Annotated in this window: 19 protein-coding genes; 8 read left to right on the plus strand and 11 right to left on the minus strand. The window is 69.8% G+C overall.

Annotated elements, in window-relative coordinates; all coding sequences use genetic code 11:
* Nucleotides 1-15 precede the first annotated feature (15 nt).
* From BKI49_RS27400 to BKI49_RS27425, 5 genes are all read right to left on the minus strand, one after another.
* Nucleotides 16-423: a VOC family protein gene (locus tag BKI49_RS27400; RefSeq protein WP_095936935.1), complete on the minus strand. Its 408-nt coding sequence runs from the start codon at nt 421-423 to the stop codon at nt 16-18.
* Nucleotides 424-518: 95 nt separating this feature from the next.
* Nucleotides 519-2,219 carry a hypothetical protein gene (locus BKI49_RS36030; RefSeq protein ID WP_257004974.1) on the minus strand — a complete coding sequence of 567 codons (1,701 nt, stop codon included), beginning with the start codon at nt 2,217-2,219 and terminating at the stop codon, nt 519-521.
* Nucleotides 2,201-2,938 (minus strand): ABC transporter ATP-binding protein, encoded by a 738-nt coding sequence (locus tag BKI49_RS27415; RefSeq protein WP_095936936.1) that lies wholly within the window; start codon nt 2,936-2,938, stop codon nt 2,201-2,203. The genes BKI49_RS36030 and BKI49_RS27415 overlap by 19 nt, the downstream gene beginning before the upstream one ends.
* A gap of 267 nt (nt 2,939-3,205) precedes the next feature.
* Complete coding sequence (locus tag BKI49_RS27420; protein WP_028802479.1) at nt 3,206-4,588, minus strand: aspartate aminotransferase family protein; 1,383 nt, start codon at nt 4,586-4,588, stop codon at nt 3,206-3,208.
* Nucleotides 4,573-5,088 (minus strand): Lrp/AsnC family transcriptional regulator, encoded by a 516-nt coding sequence (locus BKI49_RS27425; RefSeq protein ID WP_095936937.1) that lies wholly within the window; start codon nt 5,086-5,088, stop codon nt 4,573-4,575. The genes BKI49_RS27420 and BKI49_RS27425 overlap by 16 nt, the downstream gene beginning before the upstream one ends.
* A 214-nt stretch (nt 5,089-5,302) precedes the next feature.
* Here BKI49_RS27425 and BKI49_RS27430 point away from each other — a divergent pair, with 214 nt between their 5' ends.
* The 4 genes from BKI49_RS27430 (at nt 5,303) to BKI49_RS27445 (ending at nt 10,415) form a co-directional block, all read left to right on the plus strand.
* Complete coding sequence (locus BKI49_RS27430; RefSeq protein ID WP_095936938.1) at nt 5,303-6,742, plus strand: gamma-aminobutyraldehyde dehydrogenase; 1,440 nt, start codon at nt 5,303-5,305, stop codon at nt 6,740-6,742.
* 229 nt (nt 6,743-6,971) lie between these two features.
* Nucleotides 6,972-8,162, plus strand: a complete 1,191-nt coding sequence (locus BKI49_RS27435; protein ID WP_095936939.1) for a polyamine ABC transporter substrate-binding protein — start codon at nt 6,972-6,974, stop codon at nt 8,160-8,162.
* Between the two features lie 335 nt (nt 8,163-8,497).
* Nucleotides 8,498-9,121: a hypothetical protein gene (locus BKI49_RS27440; RefSeq protein WP_143658533.1), complete on the plus strand. Its 624-nt coding sequence runs from the start codon at nt 8,498-8,500 to the stop codon at nt 9,119-9,121.
* 100 nt (nt 9,122-9,221) lie between these two features.
* Nucleotides 9,222-10,415 (plus strand): lysine N(6)-hydroxylase/L-ornithine N(5)-oxygenase family protein, encoded by a 1,194-nt coding sequence (locus BKI49_RS27445; protein WP_257004975.1) that lies wholly within the window; start codon nt 9,222-9,224, stop codon nt 10,413-10,415.
* A 149-nt stretch (nt 10,416-10,564) separates the two neighbouring features.
* Here the strand turns inward: BKI49_RS27445 and BKI49_RS27450 are convergent, their stop codons facing one another.
* A complete protein-coding gene (locus BKI49_RS27450) occupies nt 10,565-10,948 on the minus strand; it encodes an ArsR/SmtB family transcription factor (protein ID WP_095936942.1) in 384 nt (127 codons plus the stop codon).
* Between the two features lie 134 nt (nt 10,949-11,082).
* Between BKI49_RS27450 and BKI49_RS27455 the strand changes: the two genes are divergently transcribed.
* Together BKI49_RS27455 and BKI49_RS27460 are read left to right on the plus strand one after the other, a co-directional pair.
* On the plus strand, nt 11,083-13,062 hold the full coding sequence (locus BKI49_RS27455) for a heavy metal translocating P-type ATPase (RefSeq protein WP_095936943.1): 1,980 nt from the start codon (nt 11,083-11,085) through the stop codon (nt 13,060-13,062).
* Complete coding sequence (locus tag BKI49_RS27460; protein ID WP_095936944.1) at nt 13,059-13,457, plus strand: hypothetical protein; 399 nt, start codon at nt 13,059-13,061, stop codon at nt 13,455-13,457. The genes BKI49_RS27455 and BKI49_RS27460 overlap by 4 nt, the downstream gene beginning before the upstream one ends.
* Before the next feature lie 83 nt (nt 13,458-13,540).
* Here BKI49_RS27460 and BKI49_RS35425 read toward each other — a convergent pair whose 3' ends face one another.
* On the minus strand, nt 13,541-14,083 hold the full coding sequence (locus BKI49_RS35425) for a hypothetical protein (RefSeq protein ID WP_179332596.1): 543 nt from the start codon (nt 14,081-14,083) through the stop codon (nt 13,541-13,543).
* A 550-nt stretch (nt 14,084-14,633) separates the two neighbouring features.
* On the opposite strand from BKI49_RS35425, the gene BKI49_RS27475 reads away from it, so the two are divergent.
* Nucleotides 14,634-15,827, plus strand: coding sequence for a DUF418 domain-containing protein (locus BKI49_RS27475; RefSeq protein ID WP_095936946.1), 1,194 nt, complete (start codon nt 14,634-14,636; stop codon nt 15,825-15,827).
* A 1,115-nt stretch (nt 15,828-16,942) separates the two neighbouring features.
* A complete protein-coding gene (locus BKI49_RS27485) occupies nt 16,943-19,723 on the plus strand; it encodes a Pls/PosA family non-ribosomal peptide synthetase (protein ID WP_107469436.1) in 2,781 nt (926 codons plus the stop codon).
* Between the two features lie 523 nt (nt 19,724-20,246).
* On the opposite strand, the gene BKI49_RS27490 is transcribed toward BKI49_RS27485, so the two are convergent.
* Genes BKI49_RS27490 through BKI49_RS27505 form a run of 4 tightly spaced genes read right to left on the minus strand, consistent with a single transcriptional unit; the run spans nt 20,247 to nt 24,407 of the window.
* On the minus strand, nt 20,247-21,116 hold the full coding sequence (locus tag BKI49_RS27490; protein ID WP_095936949.1) for a carbohydrate ABC transporter permease: 870 nt from the start codon (nt 21,114-21,116) through the stop codon (nt 20,247-20,249).
* Nucleotides 21,113-22,084 carry a carbohydrate ABC transporter permease gene (locus tag BKI49_RS27495; protein ID WP_095936950.1) on the minus strand — a complete coding sequence of 324 codons (972 nt, stop codon included), beginning with the start codon at nt 22,082-22,084 and terminating at the stop codon, nt 21,113-21,115. Before BKI49_RS27495 ends, BKI49_RS27490 begins: the two co-directional genes overlap by 4 nt.
* Nucleotides 22,078-23,418, minus strand: a complete 1,341-nt coding sequence (locus BKI49_RS27500) for an ABC transporter substrate-binding protein (RefSeq protein WP_179332597.1) — start codon at nt 23,416-23,418, stop codon at nt 22,078-22,080. The genes BKI49_RS27495 and BKI49_RS27500 overlap by 7 nt, the downstream gene beginning before the upstream one ends.
* A complete protein-coding gene (locus BKI49_RS27505) occupies nt 23,415-24,407 on the minus strand; it encodes a GNAT family N-acetyltransferase (protein WP_179332598.1) in 993 nt (330 codons plus the stop codon). The genes BKI49_RS27500 and BKI49_RS27505 overlap by 4 nt, the downstream gene beginning before the upstream one ends.
* Nucleotides 24,408-24,533 lie beyond the last annotated feature (126 nt).

The raw sequence follows: 24,533 nt of genomic DNA on the forward strand, positions 1-24,533 counted from the left end.
CGCGGGGCGTGCGGGTCAGCCCTGGACGGCCGCCGGGTCCATCCACATGACCTCCCAGGTGTGGCCGTCCGGGTCGTCGAAGGCGCGGCCGTACATGAAGCCGTGGTCCTGCGTCTCGCCGCCGGCCGAGCCGCCCGCCGCGATCGCCCCGTCGACCAGTTCGTCGACCTTCTCGCGGCTCTCGGCGCTCAGACACAGCAGCACCTCGCTGGTCTTCGTCGCGTCCGCGATCTGCTTCTTCGTGAAGTCCGCGTAGCGCTGCCTGCTCAGCATCATCGCGACGATGGTGTCGCTGATCACGACACAGGCGCAGTCGTCGGTCGTGAACTGCGGGTTGATCGTGTAGCCGAGCTCCGTGAAGAACTTCTTCGAGGTGTCGACATCGGCCACGGGCAGGTTCACGAAGATCATCTGCTGGTACATGCGAGGTCTCCCGTCGGTGATGTGGCGTTCGGAGAGGTAGACCGCGGGTCCGCGCGGAACTCATCGCCCGGCGCGGACTTTTTTCGTACGGGCTTTCACTGCGCCAGGGGCAGTGCGGCCAGTTCGGCGATCACCCAGGTCAGCGGGGCGAACAGGGCGAGCAGCGCGGCGACCCGGAGCGCCGCGGCGCCGCGCAGCACGGTGGCGGGCGCCCCGAGCCGCAGCAGCGCGGCCGTGGTGTCCGCGCGCGCCTGCTTCGCCTCGACCGCGGCCGTCACCAGCGTCAGCAGCGTGGACCCCGCGACCAGCAGGGTTCCGAGGGTGGTCAGCGGCCCGAACCCGGGCTGCTCGCCGGTGTACAGCGTCGCCATGGCGTAGCCGCCGCAGGCCACCGCGCACACCACGCCGAGCGGCTGCCCGATGCGCCGGGACTCCGCCTGGAGGACGCGTCCGGCGAGCAGTCGCAGCGCACCCGGCCGTACGGCCTGGAGCAGCCGGCCGCAGAGATAGGTGAGCGCCGGTCCCGCCATGGCCAGGCCGAGCGCGGTGAGCACCCAGCCGACCAGCACCCCGGCCGGGCCGTCGGCGAATCCGCCGGGCAGCGTGAGTCCGGCGGCGGAAGGGGAACGGCCCGCGTACGTCTCCACGGCCAGCCCCGCCGCGACCGTCGCCGCGCCCCAGGGCAGACCGCCGGGCGTGGTCTCGACGGGCGGGAGGCGGCGCGGGTCGAACTCGACGGCCGGGCGGATCTGCCGACGGCGGCGAGCGGGGGCTTCGGCGGCCTCCTGAGCGTCCGGGGCGTCGGGTCGGGACTCCTGGGAGTCCTGCCGGCGCACGGCCCGCGCACGGCCCTTGCGCTCGTCGCGGGCCGCCGTGTCGACATGCGTCTGCTTGCCGTCGCGCTCCGTGTCGGCGTGCGCCTGGGTGCCGTCGCGCTCCGTGGCGCCGTACGCCTCCGCGGTCCAGTGGAAGTCTGGACCCGCGTCGGCCACGTCGTCGTCGGCGACGGCATCGAGGATGTCGGAGTAGAAGTGTGCGTCCGGGACGCGTGAGGCCTCCCCGCCGGTGCGTGCCATCGCGTTGCCGTCGGCGCCCCGGTCGGCAGACGCGCCGGTGTGTCCGGTGGCGTCCGCACCGGCGGAGCCCGCCGTGGTGTCCGTCTCGGCCGTCTCCGCCGTGGCGCGTTCCGTCCGGCCGGCGGCGCGGCTCGCGGAGCCGTCCGCCGCGATCTGCCGTGCCGTGATCCAGGTGCGGCCGTAGGAGTCCACGACACGACGCGGCCTGCCGCCCCGCGGACGCAGGGCCACCGCGACCGCGGCGGACGCCGCGATCGGCACCAGCGCCAACAGGGTCAGTGCCGCGGGCAGCGGCAGGGAGCTGTCCGTGGCGAGGAACTCCGCCGCCGCGCCGTCCAGGGGCATGCCCGTGAGGTCGCCCCGCAGACGCAGGAACAGGAGCAGGGCGAGCAGCGAGCCGAGGGACGTGGACAGGGCGGTGGTGGCCGCCGAGATGGCCATCAGGCGCCCCGGGCCGAGCCCGATGGCCGCGAGGCCGGGGCGCGGCCGGGTGCCGGGGTCGGTGCGGGCGACCGCGACGGCGAAGTACACGGTCGTCGCCACGGGCACCGCGCACCAGGCGAGCCGCAGCGCCGAGCCGGTCGAGCCGTCCGGGTGCGTCATCGCGTACCCCAGCGTGCACAGCAGCAGGAACCCGGTACCCGTCGAGGCGGCGGCCACCAGCAGCCGGCGGACCTGGACGAGGGGCTGCGCGCCGCGGGCTAGACGGAGAGCGAGCACGCGGCCCGGCCTTCCGTCTCGGTGACCGGGGGCAGGTGGACGGTGTTCACGCGCCGTCCGTCGAGCAGCGACACCGTGCGGTCGGCGAGGGCCGCGGTGTCCGCGTCGTGCGTGGCGAGGACGACCGTGATGCCGTGCGAGCGGGCGGCCGCGGTGAGCGTGCGCAGCACATGGGTGCGGTCGGCGCGGTGCAGGGAGGCGGTCGGCTCGTCGGCGAAGAGCACGGTGGGGGCGGGGACGAGGGCCCGCGCGATGGCGACGCGCTGCCGCTCGGCCTGGAGCAGTGTGTGCGGGCGCTTGCGGGCGCAGCCCCCGATGTCGAGCCGTTCCAGCCACTCCAGGGCGGTGGTCTTGGCGGCCCTGCGTCCGGTGCCGCGCAGCATCAGCGGCAGCGCGGCGTTCTCCCAGGCGTTCAGCTCGGGGATCAGCACGGGCGCCGGGTCGATCCAGCCGAAGCGGTCGCGGCGCAGGCGTTCGCGGCTGAGCGGGCCCATGGTGTGCACGGGCACGCTGTTGAACCAGACCTCGCCCTCCTGCGGCAGCAGCTGGCCCGACAGGCACTGGAGCAGGGTCGTCTTGCCGCTGCCGCGCGGGCCGCCGACGGCGAGGATCTCGCCCTCTCGGACACCGAGCGAGACACCGCTGAGCGCGGGCGAGCCGTTGTGATTGACGTGCAGGGCGCGTGCCCAGAGCACGTCGTTGTCCGGCGGGGCCACCATCGCGTACACCTCGGTTCAGATCTGATTTGCCAGGCCAAGTCCCCCGGACGGGGGAACGAAGGCAGGGCCGATCGGTCACTGGGCACGCTAGGGAGTCGGGGCCGGGAGGCCGGACAGCACGCGGCCCCGGGCCGCCCATTCTCACTCGAACGGGGGGCACCGGGGCCGGTGTCGATCATCAGGCGGAAGATGGCAGCTCCGCCGGGGCGCCGTGGCCGCGAGGTCGCGCCCGGGGGACGCGCCTCGGGCGCACGGCCCGCGCGTGGATCAGAGTTTCGCCCACGCCTCCGTCAGCACCTGACGGATGATCCCCTCGATCTCGTCGAAGGTCGACTGGTCGGAGATCAGCGGCGGCGACAGCTGGATGACCGGGTCACCGCGGTCGTCGGCGCGGCAGTACAGGCCGTACTCGAAGAGCTTCTTGGACACGAAGCCGTAGAGCACGCGCTCCGACTCCTCGTCCGTGAAGGTCTCCTTGGTGGCCTTGTCCTTCACGAGCTCGATGCCGTAGAAGAAGCCGTTGCCGCGGACGTCGCCGACGATCGGCAGGTCGTGCAGCTTCTGGAGGGTGCTGAGGAAGGCGCTCTCGTTGTCCAGCACGTGCTGGTTGAGGCCCTCGCGCTCGAACAGGTCGAGGTTGGCGAGGCCCACCGCCGCGGAGACCGGGTGGCCGCCGAAGGTGTAGCCGTGCAGGAAGGTGTTGTCGCCCTTGTAGAACGGCTCGGCGATGCGGTCGGAGACGATGCACGCGCCGATCGGGGAGTAGCCCGAGGTCATGCCCTTGGCGCAGGTGATCATGTCCGGCACGTAGCCGAACTTGTCGCAGGCGAACGTGGTGCCCAGGCGGCCGAAGGCGCAGATGACCTCGTCCGAGACGAGCAGCACGTCGTACTGGTCGCAGATCTCCCGTACCCGCTGGAAGTAGCCGGGCGGCGGCGGGAAGCAGCCGCCGGCGTTCTGCACCGGCTCCAGGAAGACGGCGGCGACCGTCTCCGGGCCCTCGAAGAGGATCTGCTGCTCGATCTGGTCGGCGGCCCAGCGGCCGAAGGCCTCCGGGTCGTCGCCGTGGATCGGGGCGCGGTAGATGTTCGTGTTGGGGACCTTGTGCGCGCCGGGTACCAGCGGCTCGAAGGGGGCCTTCAGGGCCGGCAGGCCGGTGATGGACAGGGCGCCCTGCGGGGTGCCGTGGTAGGCGACCGCACGCGAGATGACCTTGTACTTGGTGTGGTGGCCGCGCAGCTTCCAATACTGCTTGGCGAGCTTCCACGCGGTCTCGACGGCCTCGCCGCCTCCGGTGGTGAAGAAGACCTTGTTCAGGTCGCCGGGCGCGTGGTGGGCGAGGCGCTCGGCCAGTTCCACGGCCTTGGGGTGGGCATAGGACCACACGGGGAAGAAGGCCAGCTCGGCGGCCTGCTTGGCGGCCACCTCGGCCAGCTCCTGGCGGCCGTGGCCGGCCTGGACCACGAACAGGCCCGCAAGACCGTCGAGGTACTTCTTGCCCTTGTCGTCGTAGATGTAGGTGCCCTCACCCCGGACGATGGTGGGAACGGGCGCGTTCTCGTACGAGGACATGCGGGTGAAGTGCATCCACAGGTGGTCGTACGCGGTCTTGCTGAGGTCCTTGGTGCTCACGGCTATCGGGTTCCCCACATGTAGGTCTGCTTCTTGAGCTTCAGGTAGACGAAGCTCTCGGTGGAGCGCACCGCGGGCAGGGCCCGGATGCGTTTGTTGATGACGTCCAGCAGGTGGTCGTCGTCCTCGCAGACGACTTCTACGAGGAGGTCGAACGAGCCCGCGGTCATCACCACGTACTCGACTTCCGGCATGGCGGTCAGCGCGTCGGCCACCGGTTCGAGGTCGCCCTCGACGTTGATACCCACCATCGCCTGCCGGCGGAAGCCCACGGTGAGCGGGTCCGTGACGGCGACGATCTGCATCACGCCCTGGTCGAGCAGCTTCTGGACGCGCTGGCGCACGGCCGCCTCGGACAGGCCCACGGCCTTGCCGATCGCGGCGTACGGGCGGCGCCCGTCCTGCTGCAGCTGCTCGATGATGGCGAGGGAGACGGCATCCAGCTGGGGGGTGCCGTTCCTGGACTCGCGGGAGTCCCTGGGGTCTGCGCTTCGACTGGCCACGGCCTCACTGTGCACGACGTATCGACAGTTCCGCAAGGCCGTAGCGATGATATTCGTTGTTTACGAGGACGTGTCTTGCGGATTTCGCAGCTCTAGCCGGACCGGGGGTGTTGAAAACGTGGATCCACGGATTAGGGTGGGCCCCTCAGGTATCTCAGGTAGTGGACACCTGGGTGTCCCAGGTAACCGGACAGCTGAGTCAACGCACATCTGACAGGAGGGCCGGGCAGTGAGCACCGAGCTGCGTCGTCTGCGCAATTACATCGACGGAGAGTTCCGCGATGCCGCCGATGGGCGGACCACGGAGGTGGTCAACCCCGCGACCGGTGAGGCGTACGCGACCGCGCCGCTCTCCGGACAGGCCGACGTCGACGCCGCGATGGCGGCCGCCGCCACGGCCTTCCCGGCCTGGCGCGACACCACGCCGTCCGAGCGCCAGAAGGCCCTCCTGAAGATCGCGGACGCCTTCGAGGAGCGGGCCGAGGAGCTCATCGCGGCCGAGGTCGAGAACACCGGCAAGCCGATCGGGCTGACCCGCTCCGAGGAAATCCCGCCGATGGTGGACCAGATCCGCTTCTTCGCGGGCGCCGCACGCATGCTCGAGGGCCGCTCGGCCGGCGAGTACATGGAGGGCATGACCTCGATCGTCCGCCGCGAGCCGGTCGGCGTCTGCGCGCAGGTCGCGCCGTGGAACTACCCGATGATGATGGCCGTGTGGAAGTTCGCCCCGGCGCTGGCGGCCGGCAACACGGTCGTCCTCAAGCCGTCGGACACCACGCCCGCCTCCACCGTCCTGATCGCCGACATCATCGGCGGCATCCTCCCCAAGGGCGTCTTCAACGTCATCTGCGGCGACCGCGACACCGGCCGCGCGATGGTCGAGCACCCGACCCCGGCGATGGCGTCCATCACCGGCTCCGTGCGCGCCGGCATGTCGGTCGCCGAGTCGGCGTCCAAGGACCTCAAGCGCGTCCACCTGGAGCTCGGCGGCAAGGCCCCGGTCGTCGTCTTCGAGGACACCGACATCGCCAAGGCCGTCGAGGACATCTCCGTCGCGGGCTTCTTCAACGCCGGCCAGGACTGCACGGCCGCCACCCGCGTCCTCGTCCAGGAGTCCATCCACGACGAGTTCGTCGCCGCGCTCGCGAAGGCCGCCGCCGAGACGAAGACCGGTCAGCCGGACGACGAGGACGTGCTCTTCGGCCCCCTGAACAACCCGAACCAGCTGAAGCAGGTCTCCGGCTTCATCGAGCGCCTGCCCGCCCACGCCAAGGTCGAGGCGGGCGGCCACCAGGTCGGCGAGAAGGGCTACTTCTACGCCCCGACCGTCGTCTCCGGCCTCAATCAGGACGACGAGATCATCCAGAACGAGGTCTTCGGCCCGGTCATCACCGTCCAGTCCTTCTCGGACGAGACCCAGGCCGTCGAGTGGGCGAACGGCGTCGACTACGCCCTCGCCTCCTCCGTGTGGACCAAGGACCACGCCCGCGCGATGCGCCTGTCGAAGTCGCTCGACTTCGGCTGCGTCTGGATCAACACCCACATCCCGCTGGTCGCCGAGATGCCGCACGGCGGCTTCAAGAAGTCCGGCTACGGCAAGGACCTGTCGGCGTACGGCTTCGACGACTACACGCGCATCAAGCACGTGATGACGTCGCTCGACGGCTGACCGCCCGCCGCCACGGGCCGCGCCGCCGCCATGGCGGCCGGGCCCGGCGGCCGGGCATGTGAAGCGAACAGTGCGGCCCCGGACGGGAATCGACCGTCCGGGGCCGCACTGTCGTGCACGGTCCGCCCGCCCGGTCCGGGCCGCTGATCGACAGGGTGTCGGGTCGGCGCGCGACCGCTCGACGCAGCGTCCATTGTCGGCGCGGAGCCGTCGGCGGCATGCTGCCCGCGTGCCAGCGATTCGGAACACCTCAGCCCTGTCCCGCCGGTCCCTGCTGCGTGCCCTGGGCGGGGGCGCGGCCCTCGGCGCCCTCGCCGGCTGCGGGGTGCCCGCCGCGTACGTCGCGCCCGGCGACCGGACCGGAGCGGACCTCTCCGCCACGGACAAGCGGCTGACATGGGCGAACTGGCCGCTCTACATCGACACCGATGACGACGACACCAGCAAGCGGCCCACCCTGGACGCCTTCGAGAAGCGCACCGGCATCTCCGTCGACTACATCGAGGAGATCAACGACAACGACGAGTTCTTCGGCAAGATCAGTCCGTCGCTGATGAACCACCAGCGGACGGGCCGCGACCTGATCGTCATCAGCGACTGGATGTGCGCCCGCTTCGTCCGTCTCGGCTGGGTCCAGGAGATGGACCGGGCCGCGCAGCCCAACGTGACCAAGTACCTCGACCCGCTGCTGCGCTCGCCCGCCTTCGACCCCGGGCGCAGGTCGACGGTGCCCTGGCAGTCGGGCATCACCGGGATCGCGTACAACCACCGCAAGCTCGGTCGCGAGATCCGGCACGTCTCCGACCTGTGGGCCGACGACCTCAAGGGGCGCGTCACCCTGCTCTCCGGCCTGGACGAGGCCTTCGCGCTGCTCATGCAGGGCAACGGGGTCGACATCACCAAGTGGACCGCGGACGACTTCCACCGGGTCTGCGACCAGGTCGAGAAGCACGTGCACGGCGGGCAGATCCGGCGCTTCACCGGCAACGACTACATCAAGGACCTCTCCAGCGGCGACGTCCTGGCCTGTCAGGCCTACTCCGGCGACGTGATCCAGCTCCAGGCCGACAACCCCGACATCCGTTTCGTCGTCCCCGAGGAGGGCGCCGAGCTCTGGGCGGAATCACTGATGATCCCCAACCTGGCCCGCCACAAGGCCAACGCGGAGAAGCTCGTCGACTACTACTACGAGCCGGAGGTCGCCGCCGAGCTGGCCGCCTGGGTCAACTACGTGTGTCCGGTCCCCGCCGCGCAGGACGTCCTCGCCTCCTCCAAGGACAAGGACACCGCCGCCCTCGCCGAGGACCCGCTGATCTTCCCGGACGCGGCCATGCGCAAGCGGCTCGCGATCGCCCGGGACATCGAGTCGGGCGAGCGCGCCGAGTTCGCGAAGCGCTGGAACGCCATCGCCGGGCTCTAGCCACGGTGCGGGCCGGCTGTGACAAAGATTCTTAGTTGGCACAAAAGAGGGGTAGTTGGCACCAAGATCGGTGTTCATCATCAGAGGTGACGGTGCATCACCTCGATGCAGACGGCGCGAGCTGCAGTTGATCGGTCACGGGGGTACGCGGAGTCGAGAGTGGGTCGGCGGTGACGGAGTCCTTTGCCGCGGCCGAGTGGCGGAGCTGCCTCATCGTTCTCGCTGTCTCACCGCAGCCGGACTCTCAGCGAAGCGCCCTGCTCGGCGGCAGGAGTCGACGTGCGCTGGACGCGGTGATGACACGGGCAGGCTGCGAGCGTCATCATGGGTGAGTCATGGGGGGATCGGTGGATGTGTCCTGTGTGCGCCGCCGCGGCTGGGTACCGCGAGTGGTGCCGGTGGCGGCTGTCCGGGCGGGACTGTTCTCGGTTCTGGGTACGGCGGTTGCGGGCACCGTCCACCACCTGGCCTTCGACTCCAGTCCTTCGTGGGGCGTGCGGACTGCTGCGGCCCTCGTCTTCCTCGCCGTTGCGCTTCCGGGAGCGGGGCGGGAGAAGCCGCTGGCTTGGCAGTTGATGCTGGCCGCAGGCGCGCAGGTGGTCGTGGGCTACTGGTTTGTGCGGGCCGACGACGCTGTCGTGTTGCCGACGCACGCGGTGTGGCCGTCCTCCGTGCATGCGGGGTGGCCCGTCGTCGTCGGGCATGTGGTGCTGACGCTGTGGTGTGCGGTGCTGCTGCATGGCATGGACACCTGCCGTCGGCGCGTGCTGTGCGCAGCCGGGCGGGCCCTGTTGCGGCGGTTGTTCGCGCCGGTCTGTGCGCCGCTGAAGTTGGGCGTGGCTGCGAGTGCCGGGCAGTGCGCGGCATACGGCGACGACCGGGCATCTCCTGCTGTGATCCTTCTGGCCGACGCTGTGGTGCGGCGCGGCCCGCCCGACTCCCTGCTGCTCTTGGCCTGACGTCCGGCTGCGAGCGGTTCCGGTGTGCTCAATCCCAGTTCTGTGCCCAGTCATGCCGGGGCGCGGGCTCTTAGGGGCACCGTGCCAGGGGGGAATCAACGTGTCACGTAGTGCTGGAATCACGCCCGTCGTCGTCATCGGGGCGGGCCCGTACGGTCTGTCCACGGCCGCGCATCTGAAGGGGCGCGGTCTGCACGTCAGGGTCTTCGGCTCGCCGATGGCGAGCTGGGCCGAGAACATGCCCGCGGGCATGCTGCTCAAGTCGCCGCCGAGCGCGTCGATGCTGTCGGCTCCACAAGCCGGGTTCACTCTGGACGCCTACTGCCGGGAGGCAGGGGAGCGCACGCTGACCGGGCATGACTCGGTACCGGTGGAGATGTTCGTCCGGTACGGGCAGTGGTTCGCCGAGCAATTGGTGCCGGAGGTGGAGGACATCAGGGTTCTCGGCGTGGACCGGCAGCCGGACGGGTTCCATCTCAAGCTGGCCTCGGGTGAAGAGCTGCGTGCGCGGTCCGTGGTCGTGGCGAGCGGCATGGACGGGTTCGCTCACGTCCCTGAGACGCTGGTGCCGCTCGTGCAGGAGGGACTGGCTTCTCATACCTCGCAGCATGCCGACCTGGCGAAGTTCGCGGGGCAGGACGTGACCGTGGTGGGAGCCGGCCAGTCAGCCCAGGAGAGTGCTGCGCTGCTGAGCGAGGCCGGTGCTCGAGTGAGGCTGGTCGCGCGGACCGAGCGGCTGGTCTTCGGTGCGGCGCCGGCCCGGCCGCCCCACTGGCAGCCCGACACGCCCCTGGGCCGCTCCTGGGGGCTGTACGCGGTCGTCCACCACGCAGCGGCCTTCCGCTTCCTGCCGGCGTCCCGTCGGCTGCGGTTGGTGAAGCGGGTGCTGGGGCCGTTCGGCTCGTGGTGGCTGAGGCCGCGGCTCGACGGCGTCCCTGTGAGCCTGGGAGAGAGCATCACCGGTGCCAGGCATGAAAGCGGTCGTGTTCAACTCAGCACGCGGAGGGCTGACGGGAGCACCCGCACGATCGAGACCGGACACGTCCTTGCCGCCACGGGGTACCGCGTCCAGCTGGATGGCCTTGGATTCCTCGCCCCGGAACTGCGGGCCGAACTGGCCCGTACCGGAGGGTTTCCCGCTCTGGATTCCGGGTTCCAGTCGTCGGTTCCGGGGCTCTACTTCACCGGTATCAAGGCGGCGGCCACTTTCGGTCCGTTGATGCGGTTCACCTGCGGCACTCGGTTCGCGGCGCCCCGGCTGGCCGCCGCCCTCACTGCCGCTCTCGACGGCTGACCACTCAGACTGCTGAGTGGTCCGCGGGGGTGTTGCGCCGCCCGGACGGCGGACTCGTGTGCGCCGGGCTGGTGACGCAACTGCACCGCGCCGGACACCTGGTGCACGCGCCGGTGCCGGTGACGGGATGAAGTGACCTGACGGTCTGCTCAGTGCGCCTCGGCCGCCGCAATGGCCGTGGCCGAGGCGTCGCGCAGGCCGAGGCGCAGGTGTTCGACGTGGTACAGGGCCTGCTCAAGGAGCTCGGCCACGTGGTTGTCGTACAGCGCGTAGATGACCGAACGGCCCCGGCGCTCGCCGGTGACCAGTCCGAGGTTGCGCAGCAGGCGCAGCTGGTGGGAGCAGGCGGACTGTTCCATGCCGACGGCGTCGGCCAGTTCGGTCGCGGCGCACGGGCCTTCCTGGAGGCGGGCCAGAATCCGCAGCCGGGACGGCGTCGCCAGTGCCTGGAGTGTGGCAGCCACATCTGCTGCGCCCACGGTTTCCAGGCGCTCGCGCGCGGTGGCGGTCTGTGCGTCAGGTCCATGGCCCATGGCCCACATCCTACGGAGAGCAACGCATGAACACATGAATGATTCTTCATCTAGTCCTGTATGGTGAGGAGAGCGGTGCCGGTGTCCCGGCAGTCCGCTGTTCAGCGCTGTCGTTGTGAAGGACCTGCATTTCCGTGACGCCCACTCTCGCCCTGCCTCCGGCCGACCGGGCTGCTCCCGAGCGGGAGGGTGATGCTCTCCGGCGCAAGACCCGCGTCTTCGCCCTGCCCGAAGCGCGCTGGGCGGCCGCAGCCACAGTCTTCTTCCTCGTTGCGCTGGTGTTGCAACTGGCAGCGGCCCCGGCATGGGCATGGGGCTCGCTGTATGCGCTGACCTATGCGGCCGGCGGCTGGGAGCCGGGCTGGGCGGGACTGCAGGCCCTGCGGGAAAGGACCCTGGACGTCGACCTGCTGATGGTCGTCGCGGCCCTCGGTGCGGCGGCGATCGGACAGGTGATGGACGGGGCACTCCTCATCGTCATCTTCGCCACTTCCGGAGCTCTGGAAGCCCTGGCCACTGCCCGCACCGCCGACTCGGTGCGCGGCCTGCTGGACCTGGCCCCGGCCACCGCGACCCGTGTCGGGCAGGACGGCTCCGAGGCAGTGGTTGCTGTAGAGCAGCTGAGGGTCGGCGACACGATCCTCGTACGGCCGGGCGAGCGCATTGGTGCCGACGGCCGCGTCCTCGGCGGCGCCAGTGACGTCGATCAGTCGACCATCACCGGCGAGCCGCTGCCTGTGACCAAGGTGGAGGGCGATGAAGTCTTCGCCGGCACCCTCAACGGCACCGGCTCCCTGCGCGTGTGCGTGGACCGCGACGCCACCGACACGGTGATCGCCCGGATCGTGCGCATGGTGGAGGAAGCGTCCGAGACCAAGGCCCCCACCCAGCTGTTCATCGAGAAGATCGAACAGCGCTATTCGCTGGGCATGGTGACGGCGACCCTGGCCGTCTTCCTCGTCCCGCTCGTCTTCGGCGCCGCGCTGACAGACGCGCTGCTGCGGGCGATGACCTTCATGATCGTGGCTTCGCCCTGCGCGGTCGTGCTGGCCACCATGCCGCCGCTGCTGTCGGCGATCGCCAACGCCGGACGGCATGGTGTGCTGGTCAAGTCCGCCGTGGTGATGGAGCGGCTCGGCGAAGTCGACGCGGTCGCACTCGACAAGACCGGCACCCTTACCGAAGGCATCCCTCGCGTCACCGATGTCCGGCCACTGACAGGCTCCGGCCTGGACGCGGCCGCACTGTTGACGCCGGCCGCCGCGGCCGAGCACCCCAGTGAGCACCCGCTGGCGAGGGCCGTGGTCGACGCCGCACGGGAAAGGGGCCTTGCTCTGCCGGTGGCCGAAGATTTCATCTCCACGCCCGGTATCGGCGTGAAGGCCCGCGTGGAAGGGCGCATGATCGCGCTCGGCGCTCCTGAGCGGCTGCTCGACGCAGCCGGGGACGGCCCCTCCGCGCACGCGCTGACCGTCGCAGGCACGCTGGAGGACGGCGGCCGGACCGCCGTTGTCGTCACCGTGGACGGAACACCGGCCGGAGTGCTCGCCATCTCCGACCGGCTGCGCCCCGACGCAGCCGCCACCGTCGCCTCCCTGACATCCCTGACCGGAACGGCGCCGGTGCTGCTGACCGGCGACAACCCGCGCGCGGCCGCCCGCCTGGGCATCGAGGTGGGCATCGAGGACGTCCGCGCGGGACTGCTGCCCGAGCACAAGGTGTACGCGGTCAAAGAGCTGGAGGAAACCGGCCGCAGGGTGATGGTCGTGGGTGACGGAGTCAACGACGCACCGGCACTCGCCGCTGCACACGCCGGCGTGGCGATGGGACGGGCAGGATCGGACCTGGCCCTCGAAACCGCCGACGCGGTCATCGTCCGCGACGAACTGGCCAGCGTCCCGGCGGTGATCTCTCTGTCCCGGCGGGCGCGCAGACTCGTCGTTCAGAACCTCGTGATCGCCGCCGTGTTCATCGCCGGTCTCGTCGTCTGGGACCTTGCCGGCAGCCTGCCTCTGCCGCTCGGTGTCGCGGGCCACGAGGGCTCCACCGTCATCGTCGGCCTCAACGGGCTGAGGCTGCTGCGCGAAACCGCCTGGAAGCGGGCTGCCCAGTGAGCCGCCGCAAGGCGCCCGCCGCGCCTGCGGCGCCCCAGTGCACAGTCACCGTGTGCCGGGGCTGCTGTTGCGGCACAGCCAAGATCCCCGGCGTCGACCATGCCGCCCAACTCGCCACCCTCAAAAGTGAGCTGGGCCCCGCAGCGCAGATCCGCATCGTGAACTGCCTGGACGCCTGCGAACAGGCCAACGTCATCGTCGTCCAGCCCTCCTCCAAGGGCCGGGCCGCGGGCGGCCGACCTGTCTGGCTCGGCCTGGTCAACGACCCCGACGCGACCGCCGACATCGCCACCTGGGTGCGCCAGGGCGGCCCAGGGCTCGCCGAGACGCCGGACATCCTCGGCCTGTACGAGTTCAGCCCGTCCCGGCGGATCCGGCGCAAGGTGGAGGACTGAACACCGCCGAGTGCTCATCCGGACGCGTGGAGTGCGTCGGCCCCTTTCCGGGGCCGGTACCCGCCCTCGATGTTCGGTTGGGATCAGTGGCCACCGCCGCCGCCGTGGCCGCCACCGCCGCCGCCGTGGCCGCCACCGCCGCCGCCGTGGCCGCCACCGCCGCCGCCGTGGCCGCCACCGCCGCCGCCGTGGCCGCCACCGCCGCCGCCGTGGCCGCCACCGCCGCCGCCGTGGCCGCCACCGCCGCCGCCGTGGCCGCCGCCGCCGTGGCCGCCGCCACCGCCGCCGTGACCGCCCCCACCGCCGTAGCCGCCGCCGTGGTCGCCGCCATAGCCGCCGCCGTGACCGCCGCCATAGCCGCCGCCGTAGCCGCCATAGCCGCCGCCGTGACCGCCGCCGCCGTAGCCGTTGTCATAGCCGCCGTGGCCGTGGCCGTGGCCGTGGCCGTATCCGCATCCGCAGTGGCCGTTCCAACCGTTGTGGTTGTGGTTCCAGGAACTGCTGTAGCTGGAGTTGTGGTTCGAGCTCGCCGAAGCGGTGCCCGCCGTGCCGATCGCGGCACCTCCGGCCATCAGCAGACCGGCGGCCGACATCACGAAGACGCGCCTGGCGCGTTGTGATCGCATGGAAAAACGCCTCTCCATCGTCTCTCGCGGCTCCCAGAGGGACCGACGCGAGGTGGATGGCCGCCGCCGCAGAACAAGGAAGAAGGTGCGGCGCGGTCTATGGGCGTACCGCGGCATTCTTAAGGGGCATGGCCCTGCCGCCAACGCCTCCAGGGCCCCCTACGCCAGGTTGCGCGGGTGACCGCTGTGACCGGATTCCCGCGGTGACGGAACCTCGTCGGACGGTATGCCGTACATCGCGGCAATTCACCCATAAAGACTAATCCGGCACCCGTCACGCGTCATCTCGAAGGCGACTCGGGCACCATACGTCCTGGCAGGCCCAGCCTGCGTCCTTCGCTGACGGGGCCCGGCCATCGGCGATGTGGTGGCGGCAGCTCGGTTGATCAAGGTGCGGAAGCGCCAGGATGCGTGGCGGGTCCGGGCCGGAAATGAGTGACCCGGCGTCTGGCCCGGTCAGGGACGGGTGGCGGGGTAATTCCAGACGCAGTTGTCCCGGTAGTACGTATGGGCGACTGCGGATGCATGACGCCGGCCTGAGGAGGCGCGTATGTCGGGGACGGGCAATTACTCCTCGCGCCTGACGTTCTCCGCAGGTCGACTCGTCGGCCTCGACGTGGCTCGCGGTCTGGCGATCTTCGGCATGTTCGCCGTCCATGTCGGTCCCGAGCCGACCATGGGCGGCGCTCAGGGCTGGCTGCTGGAAGTGGCTCGCGGCCGCTCCGCCACCCTGTTCGCTCTGCTCGCCGGCTTCTCCCTCGTCATCCTCACTGGGAGGCCGGAACCGAAGACCGGCCGCAGCGGGCGGCAGGCCATGGGCCGTGTGGCGATTCGCTCCGCGGTTCTGATCGGGCTGGGGTTCGCCCTGACGGCCCTGGACACCCCGGTCGACGTGATCCTCGCTGCCTACGGACTGCTCTTCGTCTTCGCTCTCCCGCTGTACCGGCTTCAGGCAGGTGTACTTGCTGTCATCGCCGCAGCGACTGCCCTGGTCATGCCGCCGGTCCTGTACTTGCTGCAGGTCGCGATAGAGGGCGGTGACTGGTCGGACGCCGTGATCGCTCGTGATCCGCTTGCGTGGGTCACGGGCTCTGACGGGTTCGTCGAGCTGTTCGTGACAGGTGAGTACCCCGTCCTGACCTGGTTGCCGTTCATCGTCACAGGTATGGCTGTGGCCAGGCTCGACCTCACCTCTCAGCGAGTTCTCGGCAAGGTCGCCGTCACAGGGGGCGCGCTGGCCGTACTCGGCTACGGCGGGTCCTGGCTGGCGCTGCACTTGGTACCGGGCGCCCAGTCCGCCGTGGCGGCGGCGACCGACGGTGGTTCGGCTGCGTCGGCCTGGTGGTCCGACTCCGTGGGCGATCCCACCGAGTTCACTCCGTACTGGCTATTGGTGGCGGCGCCGCATAGCCAGACGACCTGCTCCATTGTCGGCAACACCGGCGTCGCCCTCGTCGTCCTGGCCCTCTGCTTCACCGCCACGGACCGGTCTGCGCTCGTTCGCCGACTGACTGCCCCCCTCGCGGCTGTCGGCTCCATAGCCCTGACCGCCTACGTCGGCCACATCGTCGCGATCTGGGCGCTGGGCGTCGACGACCTTCCCGATTCTGCCGCTCTGCCGGTGCTCCTTGGCTTCATCGTGGTGACCATGCTGCTTGCGCTGGCCTGGACGCAACGATTCCGGCGCGGACCGCTGGAGTTCCTGATGCACGCCGCCACCGCACCGGCTCGCCTGATCACCTGATCGAGGAGACGATCCCATGACCGCCGTCTGACGCTGTCAGCGGGCCAGTACCTCAAATGGCGGTACGCAAGCGGCGATCGTGGACTACCGAACCCTATCGTTGACCTTGTGTATACGGCCCGGTACGCACCGTTGCGAGCGCTGACTACAGCAATGCTCGCACTGTTCTACTGTGCGGTTGCCGGTTCGCCCCTGCACGTTCATCAGGCGCTCCACGAGGACCTGTCGCCTGAGCACCACGCAGTCGCTGGTTCGCCCCTGCACGCTCATCGTGCGCCGCACGACTCGCCAGCGGTTGAGCCCAGGGTTGAGCCCTGTGACGAACCTGCGGAGCATGCGCCGCATCAGCCGGGCGACCACTTCGTGATGGGGTCGAGTTCCCCTCCCTGGACAGGTGCTCCACGGCTGATCTCAGCCGATTCCGCGACAACTGCCGTAGTCGTCCCCGCCTTGCTACATCCGATGGGCCGTGTGCGCGATCCGCGGCCTCCACCAGGTAGCGCTGCTCCCCAGGCCCGTCTGTGCCTCTGGCGCATTTAGAAGAACGCCTCTGGACTCCCAAGGGGTCCCTCACCCCTGCCTTCCCGTCTGCCTCCCTGTCGGAGCCACGGGTTCGGGTGAGTCGCTGTCCTATGGCGTTCTTCCTGCACCAGAAAGCACGTGATCATGCACCAGCCTTCCTTTGGCATGCCCTCTCGGGGCTTCGCCCGCTCATTCACGGAGGCCGCCGGCAACATACCGGCCGGCTCGCTCGCCACCCCCCTCACACCGGACGGGCGGGACCCCTGGGCCGAGCTCGAAGCTCTCCCTCTCGACGGCATCAAGGACCGGTCCGCCCTGTCCAGGTTCGCCATGGCCCGCGCGCGGGGCGATGTGAGGCCCGGCGCCGCAATCGTCGAGCACAGCAACTGCTTGTCTCTCGACCAGTACTCCGGCCCTGACGACGCCAGCACCGCACCGGATCATGAACACTTCGGACGGCAGGGCACCGACCTGCTCGGGCGCCGGACGCCGGCCACACGGAACGGCTCTGGCCTCTGTGTCCTCGGGGAGCGGTCATGAGTCCGCACAGCGGCGAGAGCGTCGCAGCCGCGACAACGACGACCGAGCGCGCGATGGAAACGGCAACGGGAACAACCCGTGCCGAGCATCTGCTGGCCGAGGTACTGGCCGCCGTCCTACGGGTGGACCGAGTGTCCGTCGACAGTCACTTCTTCGACGACCTGGGTGCCGACTCACTGGTGATGGCGCAGTTCTGCGCGCGCGTACGCAAGCGGGAGGACCTGCCGACGGTGTCGATGAAGGACATCTACCGGCACCCGACAATCCAGGGCCTCGCGACAGCTATTCCGGTCGGCGTGCCCTCGCCCGATGAGGCCGGCGCAGTCGAGATACCGGCGGCGAACGGTGAGTCACACGCCCTGGACGTGCGGCTGGCTCAAGTGCTGGCAGCTGTTCTACGGGTGGACCGGGTGTCGGTCGACAGTCACTTCTTCGACGACCTGGGTGCCGACTCGCTGGTGATGGCGCAGTTCTGCGCGCGCCTGCGCAAGCGGGAGGACCTGCCGACGGTGTCGATGAGAGACATCTACCGATACCCGACGACCGAGATTCTGGCGGCCGAGTTCGCGGTCAGCGAGCCGTCCCCGGTCCCCGGTCAGGAGCCGTCAGGAACACCGCTGCCCGGTACGGCACAGGTCGTCGATGCGCCGGCCGGAGACTCTGATGAGCCGCCGCCCGGCACGCTCCCGTACGTGCTGTGCGGGGTGGCGCAGCTGCTCTTCTTCCTGGTCTTCTCGTCCGTCGGTGGCCTGGTCGCAGTCGAGGGCTACGAGTGGGTCATGGAGGGCTCCAGGACCGTCGACCTCTACCTGCGCGCGGTGTCGTTCAGTGCGGTGGTCTTCCTCGGCCTGTGTGGCCTTCCCGTCGTCGCCAAGTGGGTGCTCGTCGGCCGCTTCACCCACCGTAGGGTGCGAGTGTGGGGCCTTGCCTACCTGCGCTTCTGGTGCGTGAAGGCCCTCATCCGTACCAGCCCGGCCCGGCTGCTCGCCGGTTCACCGCTCTATGGGCTGTACCTGAGAGCCTTGGGCGCACGCATCGGGAAGGGCGTGGTCATCCTTTCCCGTACTGTTCCGGTCTGCACCGACCTGCTCTCCATCGGTGACGGCGCGCTCATTCGCAAGGACGTTCAGCTGTCCTGCTACCGAGCGCACGACGGCTGGATCGAGACGGGGTCTGTCACCCTCGGCGCGCAGGTGATCGTCAGCGAGCAGACGGTGCTCGACATCGACACATCGATGGGTGACGGCGCCCAACTCGGCCATGCCTCGTCCTTGCAGCGAGGCCAGAGCGTTCCGGCCGGTGAGTCCTGGCACGGCTCACCCGCCGAGCCGACAGCGCGCGACTTCGGTGGTGTCCCGCCCGTTGCGTGCAGCACGCTGCGTCAGATCACCTACAGTCTGGGGCAGTTGGCAGCGATGGTGCTGGTGTATCTGCCGATGTCGTTGGCCGGCGTCAGCATCGTCCTCTCCGCCCTACCGCAACTGAAGGCGGTGCTGGGCCCAGAGGCATCGGCCCACACGAACCCCACGTTCATCCTTGCCGCGCTGCTGGCTTCTTTGGCGGCCTTCATCGGTGCCGTGCTGGTGGGTCTGCTCCTGGTGGGCACTCTGCCCCGCCTGCTCAACCTGGCGATCAAGCCGGACAGGGTCTACCCGCTGTACGGCTTCCACTACGGCGTCCAGCGAGCGATCCTGCGACTGACCAACATCAGGTTCTTCATGACCCTGTTCGGGGACAGCTCCGCCATCGTGCACTACCTGCGTCGCCTGGGCTACGACCTCCACGACGTCCAGCAGACCGGGTCGAACTTCGGCACGATGGTCAAGCACGACACCCCGTACCTGAGCAAGGTCGGCAGCGGAACGATGGTGGCTGACGGACTGTCGATCATCAACGCCGAGTTCTCCAGCACGTCCTTCCGGTTGTCCAGGGCCTCGATCGGGCCGGACAACTTCCTGGGAAACAACATCGCCTACCCCTCGGGCGGGCGCACAGGCGACAACTGCCTGCTCGCAACCAAGGTGATGGTCCCCATCGACGGGCCCGTACGGGAAGGCGTGGGACTGCTGGGCTCGCCCAGCTTCGAGATCCCGCGCACCGTCATGCGCGACACCCAGTTCGACGACATGGCCGTAGGCGACGAACTACGACGGCGCCTTGCGGCCAAGAACCGCCACAACGCGCTCACCGCGAGCCTTCATCTGCTGGTGCGATGGCTCCACTTCATCGTGCTCGCCCTGATCGCCGTGGCCGCCGTCGACCTCTACCACGTCTACGGGATCACGGCGCTGTCCCTGGCGAGCCTGGTCAGCGTGGCGTTCACCGTCATGTTCTTCACCCTGATCGAACGGGCCGTCACCGGCTTCCGCCCACTGAAGCCCCTGTACTGCTCGATCTACGACCACGCCTTCTGGTCGCACGAACGCTTCTGGAAGCTGACGTCGCATCGCTACATGGAGGCGTTCAACGGCACCCCGTTCAAGGCCATGGTCTGGCGGCTGCTCGGCGCGAAGGTCGGTCGCCGGGTCTTCGACGACGGCTGCACGCTTGTCGAACGCACCCTCGTGTCCATCGGAGACGACTGCACCCTCAACGCTGCGAGTGTCATCCAGTCGCACTCCCAGGAAGACGGCGCCTTCAAGTCCGACTACGCCACGCTCGGCCGTGGCGTGACCCTCGGCGTCGGAGCCTTCGTCCACTACGGCACGGTCGTGGGCGATCAAGCGCAACTTGACGCGGACACCTTCCTGATGAAGGGCGAAGAGGTTCCGCCCGGGGCGCGATGGGGTGGCAACCCGGCAGTGGAGTCCATACGCACCCATGAGTGGGGGTAGAGCGAACGGTGGCCGGTGTCCCGTTCGCTGGCCCATCGACGCGCAGCAGGGGCGTGCCGTACGTCCGTAACGGCCGCTGCCATCAGCGTCTGATAGAGCGGCGCCCCGTGCGCTAGGCCGCTAGCTCTGGTCAGCGTGACGGAATCTGATGGTTGCCGGATCCCAGACGTAGTACCGACTGAAGGAGATGAGGGCCTGTCAGTCAGGTTCGCAGAGCCGTGGTTGCACCGAGGCGACGGACCGACCGTCCGGACCGTTGAAGTGAGCCCGTAGTCCGCCGTCGTGCCAGCGGCCGCCCGCGCGCACCTCGACCGGGGGTGCATTCCATGCCCAGCTGCGGTGACACTCCTTGTGACCTGGGCTGTACCAAAGTGCCAACTATCTTTCCGATTTCGTACCTCAGTTGCGGAAACCTAGTTGGCATCAGCCCAGGTCACGAACGTTGCGTAATGCGAACTACCGATCCCGGTCACACCGGCCCGTCGAACACAGTCCGCGCTTCGCGCCCGCCGGCGCGCCCCCCCTACTTGAGGCCGCTGAGCATGACGCCGCGGATGTAGTGCTTCTGCAGCAGCAGGAAGAGGATCAGGACCGGCAGGACGCTCAGCACGAGGCCGGCCATGACGATGGGCATCGTGCGGGTCGGGTCGACGTGGTCCTGAAGGAGCTGGATGCCGACGGGCAGGGTCATCACGTCCGGGTTGGCCGTCGACACGAGCAGCGCCCAGATGTACTCGTTCCAGGCGTCGACGAAGGTCAGCAGTCCGAGCGTCACCACGACCGGCTTGGTCTGCGGCACCACGATCCGCCACCACACGGCGAACTCGCCGGCCCCGTCGATGCGTGCGGCCTCCAGGACCTCGTCCGGGATCGAGAGCATGAACTGGCGCGTCAGGAAGATCCCGAAGCCGTTGACGAGGAACGGCATGGCCAGCGCCGCGATGCTGACGGTCAGGCCCGCACCGCCGCGGCCGAACAGGTCGTTGCCGCCCGCCAGCGGCCAGTGCACCAGGATCAGGAAGTGCGGGATGAAGAAGAGGAACGGCGGGAACATCATGGTCGACAGCACCAGGCGGAAGATGAAGTTCCGTCCGGGGAAGCGGAGTTTGGCGAGCGCGTAGCCGGCCAGGGACGACGTGAGCAGCACCGAACCGGTGATCAGGGCGGTCGCGACGACGCTGTTGCGGAAGAGCACCGGCAGATCGAGCTGGTCGACCGCCGCCCGGTAGTTGGACAGGTCGAACGCCTCGGGCAGGAACCGGTACGGCAGCGTGCCCGCCTCGCCGGGCCCCTTGAAGGACGTCATCACCATGTCGAGGAACGGCACCACCGTGAGCACGGCACCGGTCACCACCACCAGATACGACAGCCACGGGAAACGGCGGCGGATCATGCGTCCTCCCCTTTGCGCCGGAAGATCCACAGCTGCACCAGGGTGACCACGAGGACCACCACGAACAGCACGAAGGCGGCGGCGCTCGCGGCGCCCCAGTCGCCGTAACTGAAGGCCTGCCGGTACATCTCCAGCGCGGCCACGTTGGTCGCGTCCCCCGGCCCGCCCTTGGTCATCACGATGATCAGCGCGAACGACTGCAGGCCGGTGAGGAATTGGGTGATGCACACGAACAGCAGGGACGGCCGCAGCAGCGGCAGGGTGATCCTCCAGAAGACGGTGACGGGCCCGGCGCCGTCGAGCGCGGCGGCCTCGTAGTACGACTCCGGAATGGACTTCAGCCCGGCGGTCAGGACGAGGATCGCCGAGCCGAGCGACGCCCAGGCCTGTACGACGACGACCGAGGGCAGCGCGGTGTCCGGGTCCTGGAGGAACGCCACCGAGCCGAGCCCGAGGGCGTTCAGGACGCCGTTGACCAGGCCTCCCGGCTCGTACATGTACTTCCACACGTTGCCGACGGCGACGACGGTCGTGACGATCGGCAGGAAGTACAGGGTGCGCCACAGGCCCTGGAACCGGAGCTTGTCGATGGAGGTGGCCACGAGCACCGATCCGGCGAGCGCGAGCGCCACGGTACCCAGGGCGAACAGCAGGGTGTTGGTGAGGATCGGCGTCAGGAACGTCGACCCTTCCGCGAACAGGCCGGTGAAGTTGTCCAGGCCGACCGGATCGATGTCGCCGAGCTCGAACCCGGCCCAGCGGGACATCGACAGCAGCAGCGCGAAACCGAGCGGCAGGATCAGGAAGACGGCGAAGAACAGCAGCGTCGGCGCCAGGAAGAGATAGGCGACGGCCACCTGACGGCGCCGGGCCCGGGCCCCGGTCCGCCTGCGGTCCTCCACGGGGGGCCGGGCGGACCGCACACCGCGGGCCCGCTCCGTGGTCTCGGGCGCCAGGGTGTTCACCATGAGCGTGACACCTCCTGATCGACCTGGCGGCGGGTGGTGCGCAGTGCCTCGTCGACCGACCGCTGACCGGTCCACAGCGCCTCGATGTTCTTGCGCAGCAGCGACTTGGCCTGCTGTGCGCCCGGTACGTTCGGCTCCGGCACCGCGTATCCCAGCGCGTCGAGGAACGGGCGCAGATTGGGATCGCCGCCCTTGCCGAGGAGCGTCCGCATGTCGTCGGCGCGGCCCGTCAGGGAGCCCACCGACACCTGGAGGGCGCTCATCCGGGTCGCCGTCGCGCCCTCGCCCGCGCCCTTCACGCCCACCTTCTCGGTGTTGAGCCAGCGCAGGAACTCCCAGGCCTCGCGCGGGTGTTCACTGGCCGCGTTGACACCGAGCATGAAGCCGGTGGAGAGCGTGGCGCGCGTGTCGTCCACCGCGGGTACGGGCAGCGGCGCGACGCCGACGTCACGGTAGCCCTCGCCCATCTGGGCCTTCAGGCTCCCGGTCCACCACCCGGCACTGATGACCATGGCCACCTGCCCGGACTGGAACGCCTTGTAGACGTTGACACCGGGGGCGCTCGCGCCCTTGGTCACGAGGCGGTGCTCCAGGTCGAACACGGCCCGGCCGGCCGGCGAGTCGATGGCGGTGCTCCTGCCGTCCGCGGCGACGAACGCTCCGCCGGCGGCGTTGAGCAGGGCGAGCGTCTGGCCGACGGTGGTGGAGTCGTCGTAGGTCGACAGCCCGAACCCCTGGACCAGCGTGTTGCCGTACCCGTCCCGCTTCGCGGTGCGGTAGGCCGTCTCCTCCAGCTCCGGCCAGGTGCGCGGAGGGTGATCGACGCCGGCCTCGCGCAGCAGCCGCTTGTTGTAGTACAGGGCGTACGTCTGGACCTCGGTGGGGTAGCCGTAGACCGTGCCGCCCACCGACGAGGAGCCGACCGCGGCCCGGCCGTAGCCGCGCCTGATCTCCTCAGCGTGCTCGGGCGGCGCGGGCCGCAGGACGCCGGCCCGGACGAGCTGGCCGTTCCACAGGCAGTACGGGTGCAGGATGTCGGCGCCCTGGCCCGCGGCCTGCCGGACCATGAACGTGGTCAGCAGGTCCGTGAACTCGACGGCCTTCGTCCGCACCTTGACCCGGTCGTGCAGCGCGTTCCACTCGTCGACCGGACCCCGCAGGGCTTCCTCCGCCTCCCCGCTCGCGTAGTGCGAGAGCAGGGTGAGGACGATCGGATCACCGGGCCGCCCGGTGCCCTGGTGCGGTCCGGCGCATCCGGCGACGAGCAGCGCCGAGGGGAGCGCGAGCGCGAAGTGACGCCGGCTCAGGCCACCGGTGCGGCGCGACGGCGTCATCCGGCGGCCTCACGGCGCATCACACGGAACACCCTGGTCGTGGTGAAGCCGGTCCTGCGGTACAGGTGGCCTGCGGGGGACTGCTCGCCGGTCCACAGGAACCACGCGGAGTGCGCACGGCGCGCCCGCATCCGCTCCAGGACCAGGTGGAGCAGGACCTTGCCGAGGCCGGTGCCGCGCAGGTCCTCCAGCACGCCGAACGGGCCGAACCGCTCGTCCACCTTGTCGAAGGTGCCGTGCATCGCCCAGCCGACCAGCCGGTCCGAAGGGTCCCGGGCGACGACGATCCGGTCCAGCGGCGTGCCCGCGGCCAGGGATTCCCGGATCGTGCATGCCCAGTCCGGGCCGAAGTGGGTCCCGGCGAGCGCGAACAGGTCCACCAGGTCGTCGTCGCGCGGTGTGGCGAACCGGTATCCGGACGCGGTCAGTTCGTCCCGGCGGCGGGCGACGTCCTCCGGGATGCGATAGCCGACCAGACCGCGGTGCATCGCCGCCGCCTCGTACAGCGTGCGGAATCCGAGGGATTCGAGGAGCCCGGCCGCTTCCGGGTACGCCTCGGCGTCCAGGCCGGGGAGTACGTAGTTCGGTGTGTACGAGGAGAAGTCCACCCGGGTGCGGCCGTGCCGGTGCAGCCAGTCCAGGGCGTCGGTCAGCAGGCGGCGGCCGAGGCCGCGTCCGCGGGCGGCCGGGTCGACGAAGAAGAACGGGATCCAGCCGTGGCCCGGCTCCAGATCGGTGCCGGCCATCGGCGTCAGACGGCGCACCGCGTAGGCCGCGCCCACGATGCGGTCGCCGTCGACGGCGACCCGCAGGCCCTCCGGATCGAAGTTGGCGTCGAGCAGCACCAGGGAGCGGAAGCGGTCCGGGGTGATCGCGTCGGCCGGCGCGCTGCGGCGCCACGCCTCCACCAACTGCGGGCCGTCACCGGCGCGGAAGCCACGCGTCCCGGTCCGTGAGGTCGTCGTGGATGTCGTCGTGCGGTCGGTCATCGACGGGGGTGTCCTTCCATACGCGGGTCGCGGACGGCGTCGGGCGTCGACCGCAGCCCTGCTTCGGTCCGGTGCGGGGCGCTCCGTGCCACGGCGCTCGGCACGCGGTCCGCGAGGGAGAGCCGG

Source organism: Streptomyces sp. Tue6028 (assembly GCF_002300165.1).
GTDB lineage: Bacteria > Actinomycetota > Actinomycetes > Streptomycetales > Streptomycetaceae > Streptomyces > Streptomyces siamensis.

What these genes read in the sequence shown, in the direction of transcription:
- BKI49_RS27400 (WP_095936935.1), bottom strand. Translation starts at nt 423, where the DNA reads ATGTACCAGCAGATGATCTTCGTGAACCTGCCCGTGGCCGATGTCGAC.
- BKI49_RS27415 (WP_095936936.1), bottom strand. Translation starts at nt 2,938, where the DNA reads ATGGTGGCCCCGCCGGACAACGACGTGCTCTGGGCACGCGCCCTGCAC.
- BKI49_RS27440 (WP_143658533.1), top strand. Translation starts at nt 8,498, where the DNA reads ATGGGGGGATCGGTGGATGTGTCCTGTGTGCGCCGCCGCGGCTGGGTA.
- BKI49_RS27450 (WP_095936942.1), bottom strand. Translation starts at nt 10,948, where the DNA reads ATGGGCCATGGACCTGACGCACAGACCGCCACCGCGCGCGAGCGCCTG.
- BKI49_RS35425 (WP_179332596.1), bottom strand. Translation starts at nt 14,083, where the DNA reads ATGCGATCACAACGCGCCAGGCGCGTCTTCGTGATGTCGGCCGCCGGT.
- BKI49_RS27475 (WP_095936946.1), top strand. Translation starts at nt 14,634, where the DNA reads ATGTCGGGGACGGGCAATTACTCCTCGCGCCTGACGTTCTCCGCAGGT.
- BKI49_RS27485 (WP_107469436.1), top strand. Translation starts at nt 16,943, where the DNA reads ATGGAAACGGCAACGGGAACAACCCGTGCCGAGCATCTGCTGGCCGAG.
- BKI49_RS27490 (WP_095936949.1), bottom strand. Translation starts at nt 21,116, where the DNA reads ATGATCCGCCGCCGTTTCCCGTGGCTGTCGTATCTGGTGGTGGTGACC.
- BKI49_RS27495 (WP_095936950.1), bottom strand. Translation starts at nt 22,084, where the DNA reads ATGGTGAACACCCTGGCGCCCGAGACCACGGAGCGGGCCCGCGGTGTG.
- BKI49_RS27500 (WP_179332597.1), bottom strand. Translation starts at nt 23,418, where the DNA reads ATGACGCCGTCGCGCCGCACCGGTGGCCTGAGCCGGCGTCACTTCGCG.
- BKI49_RS27505 (WP_179332598.1), bottom strand. Translation starts at nt 24,407, where the DNA reads ATGACCGACCGCACGACGACATCCACGACGACCTCACGGACCGGGACG.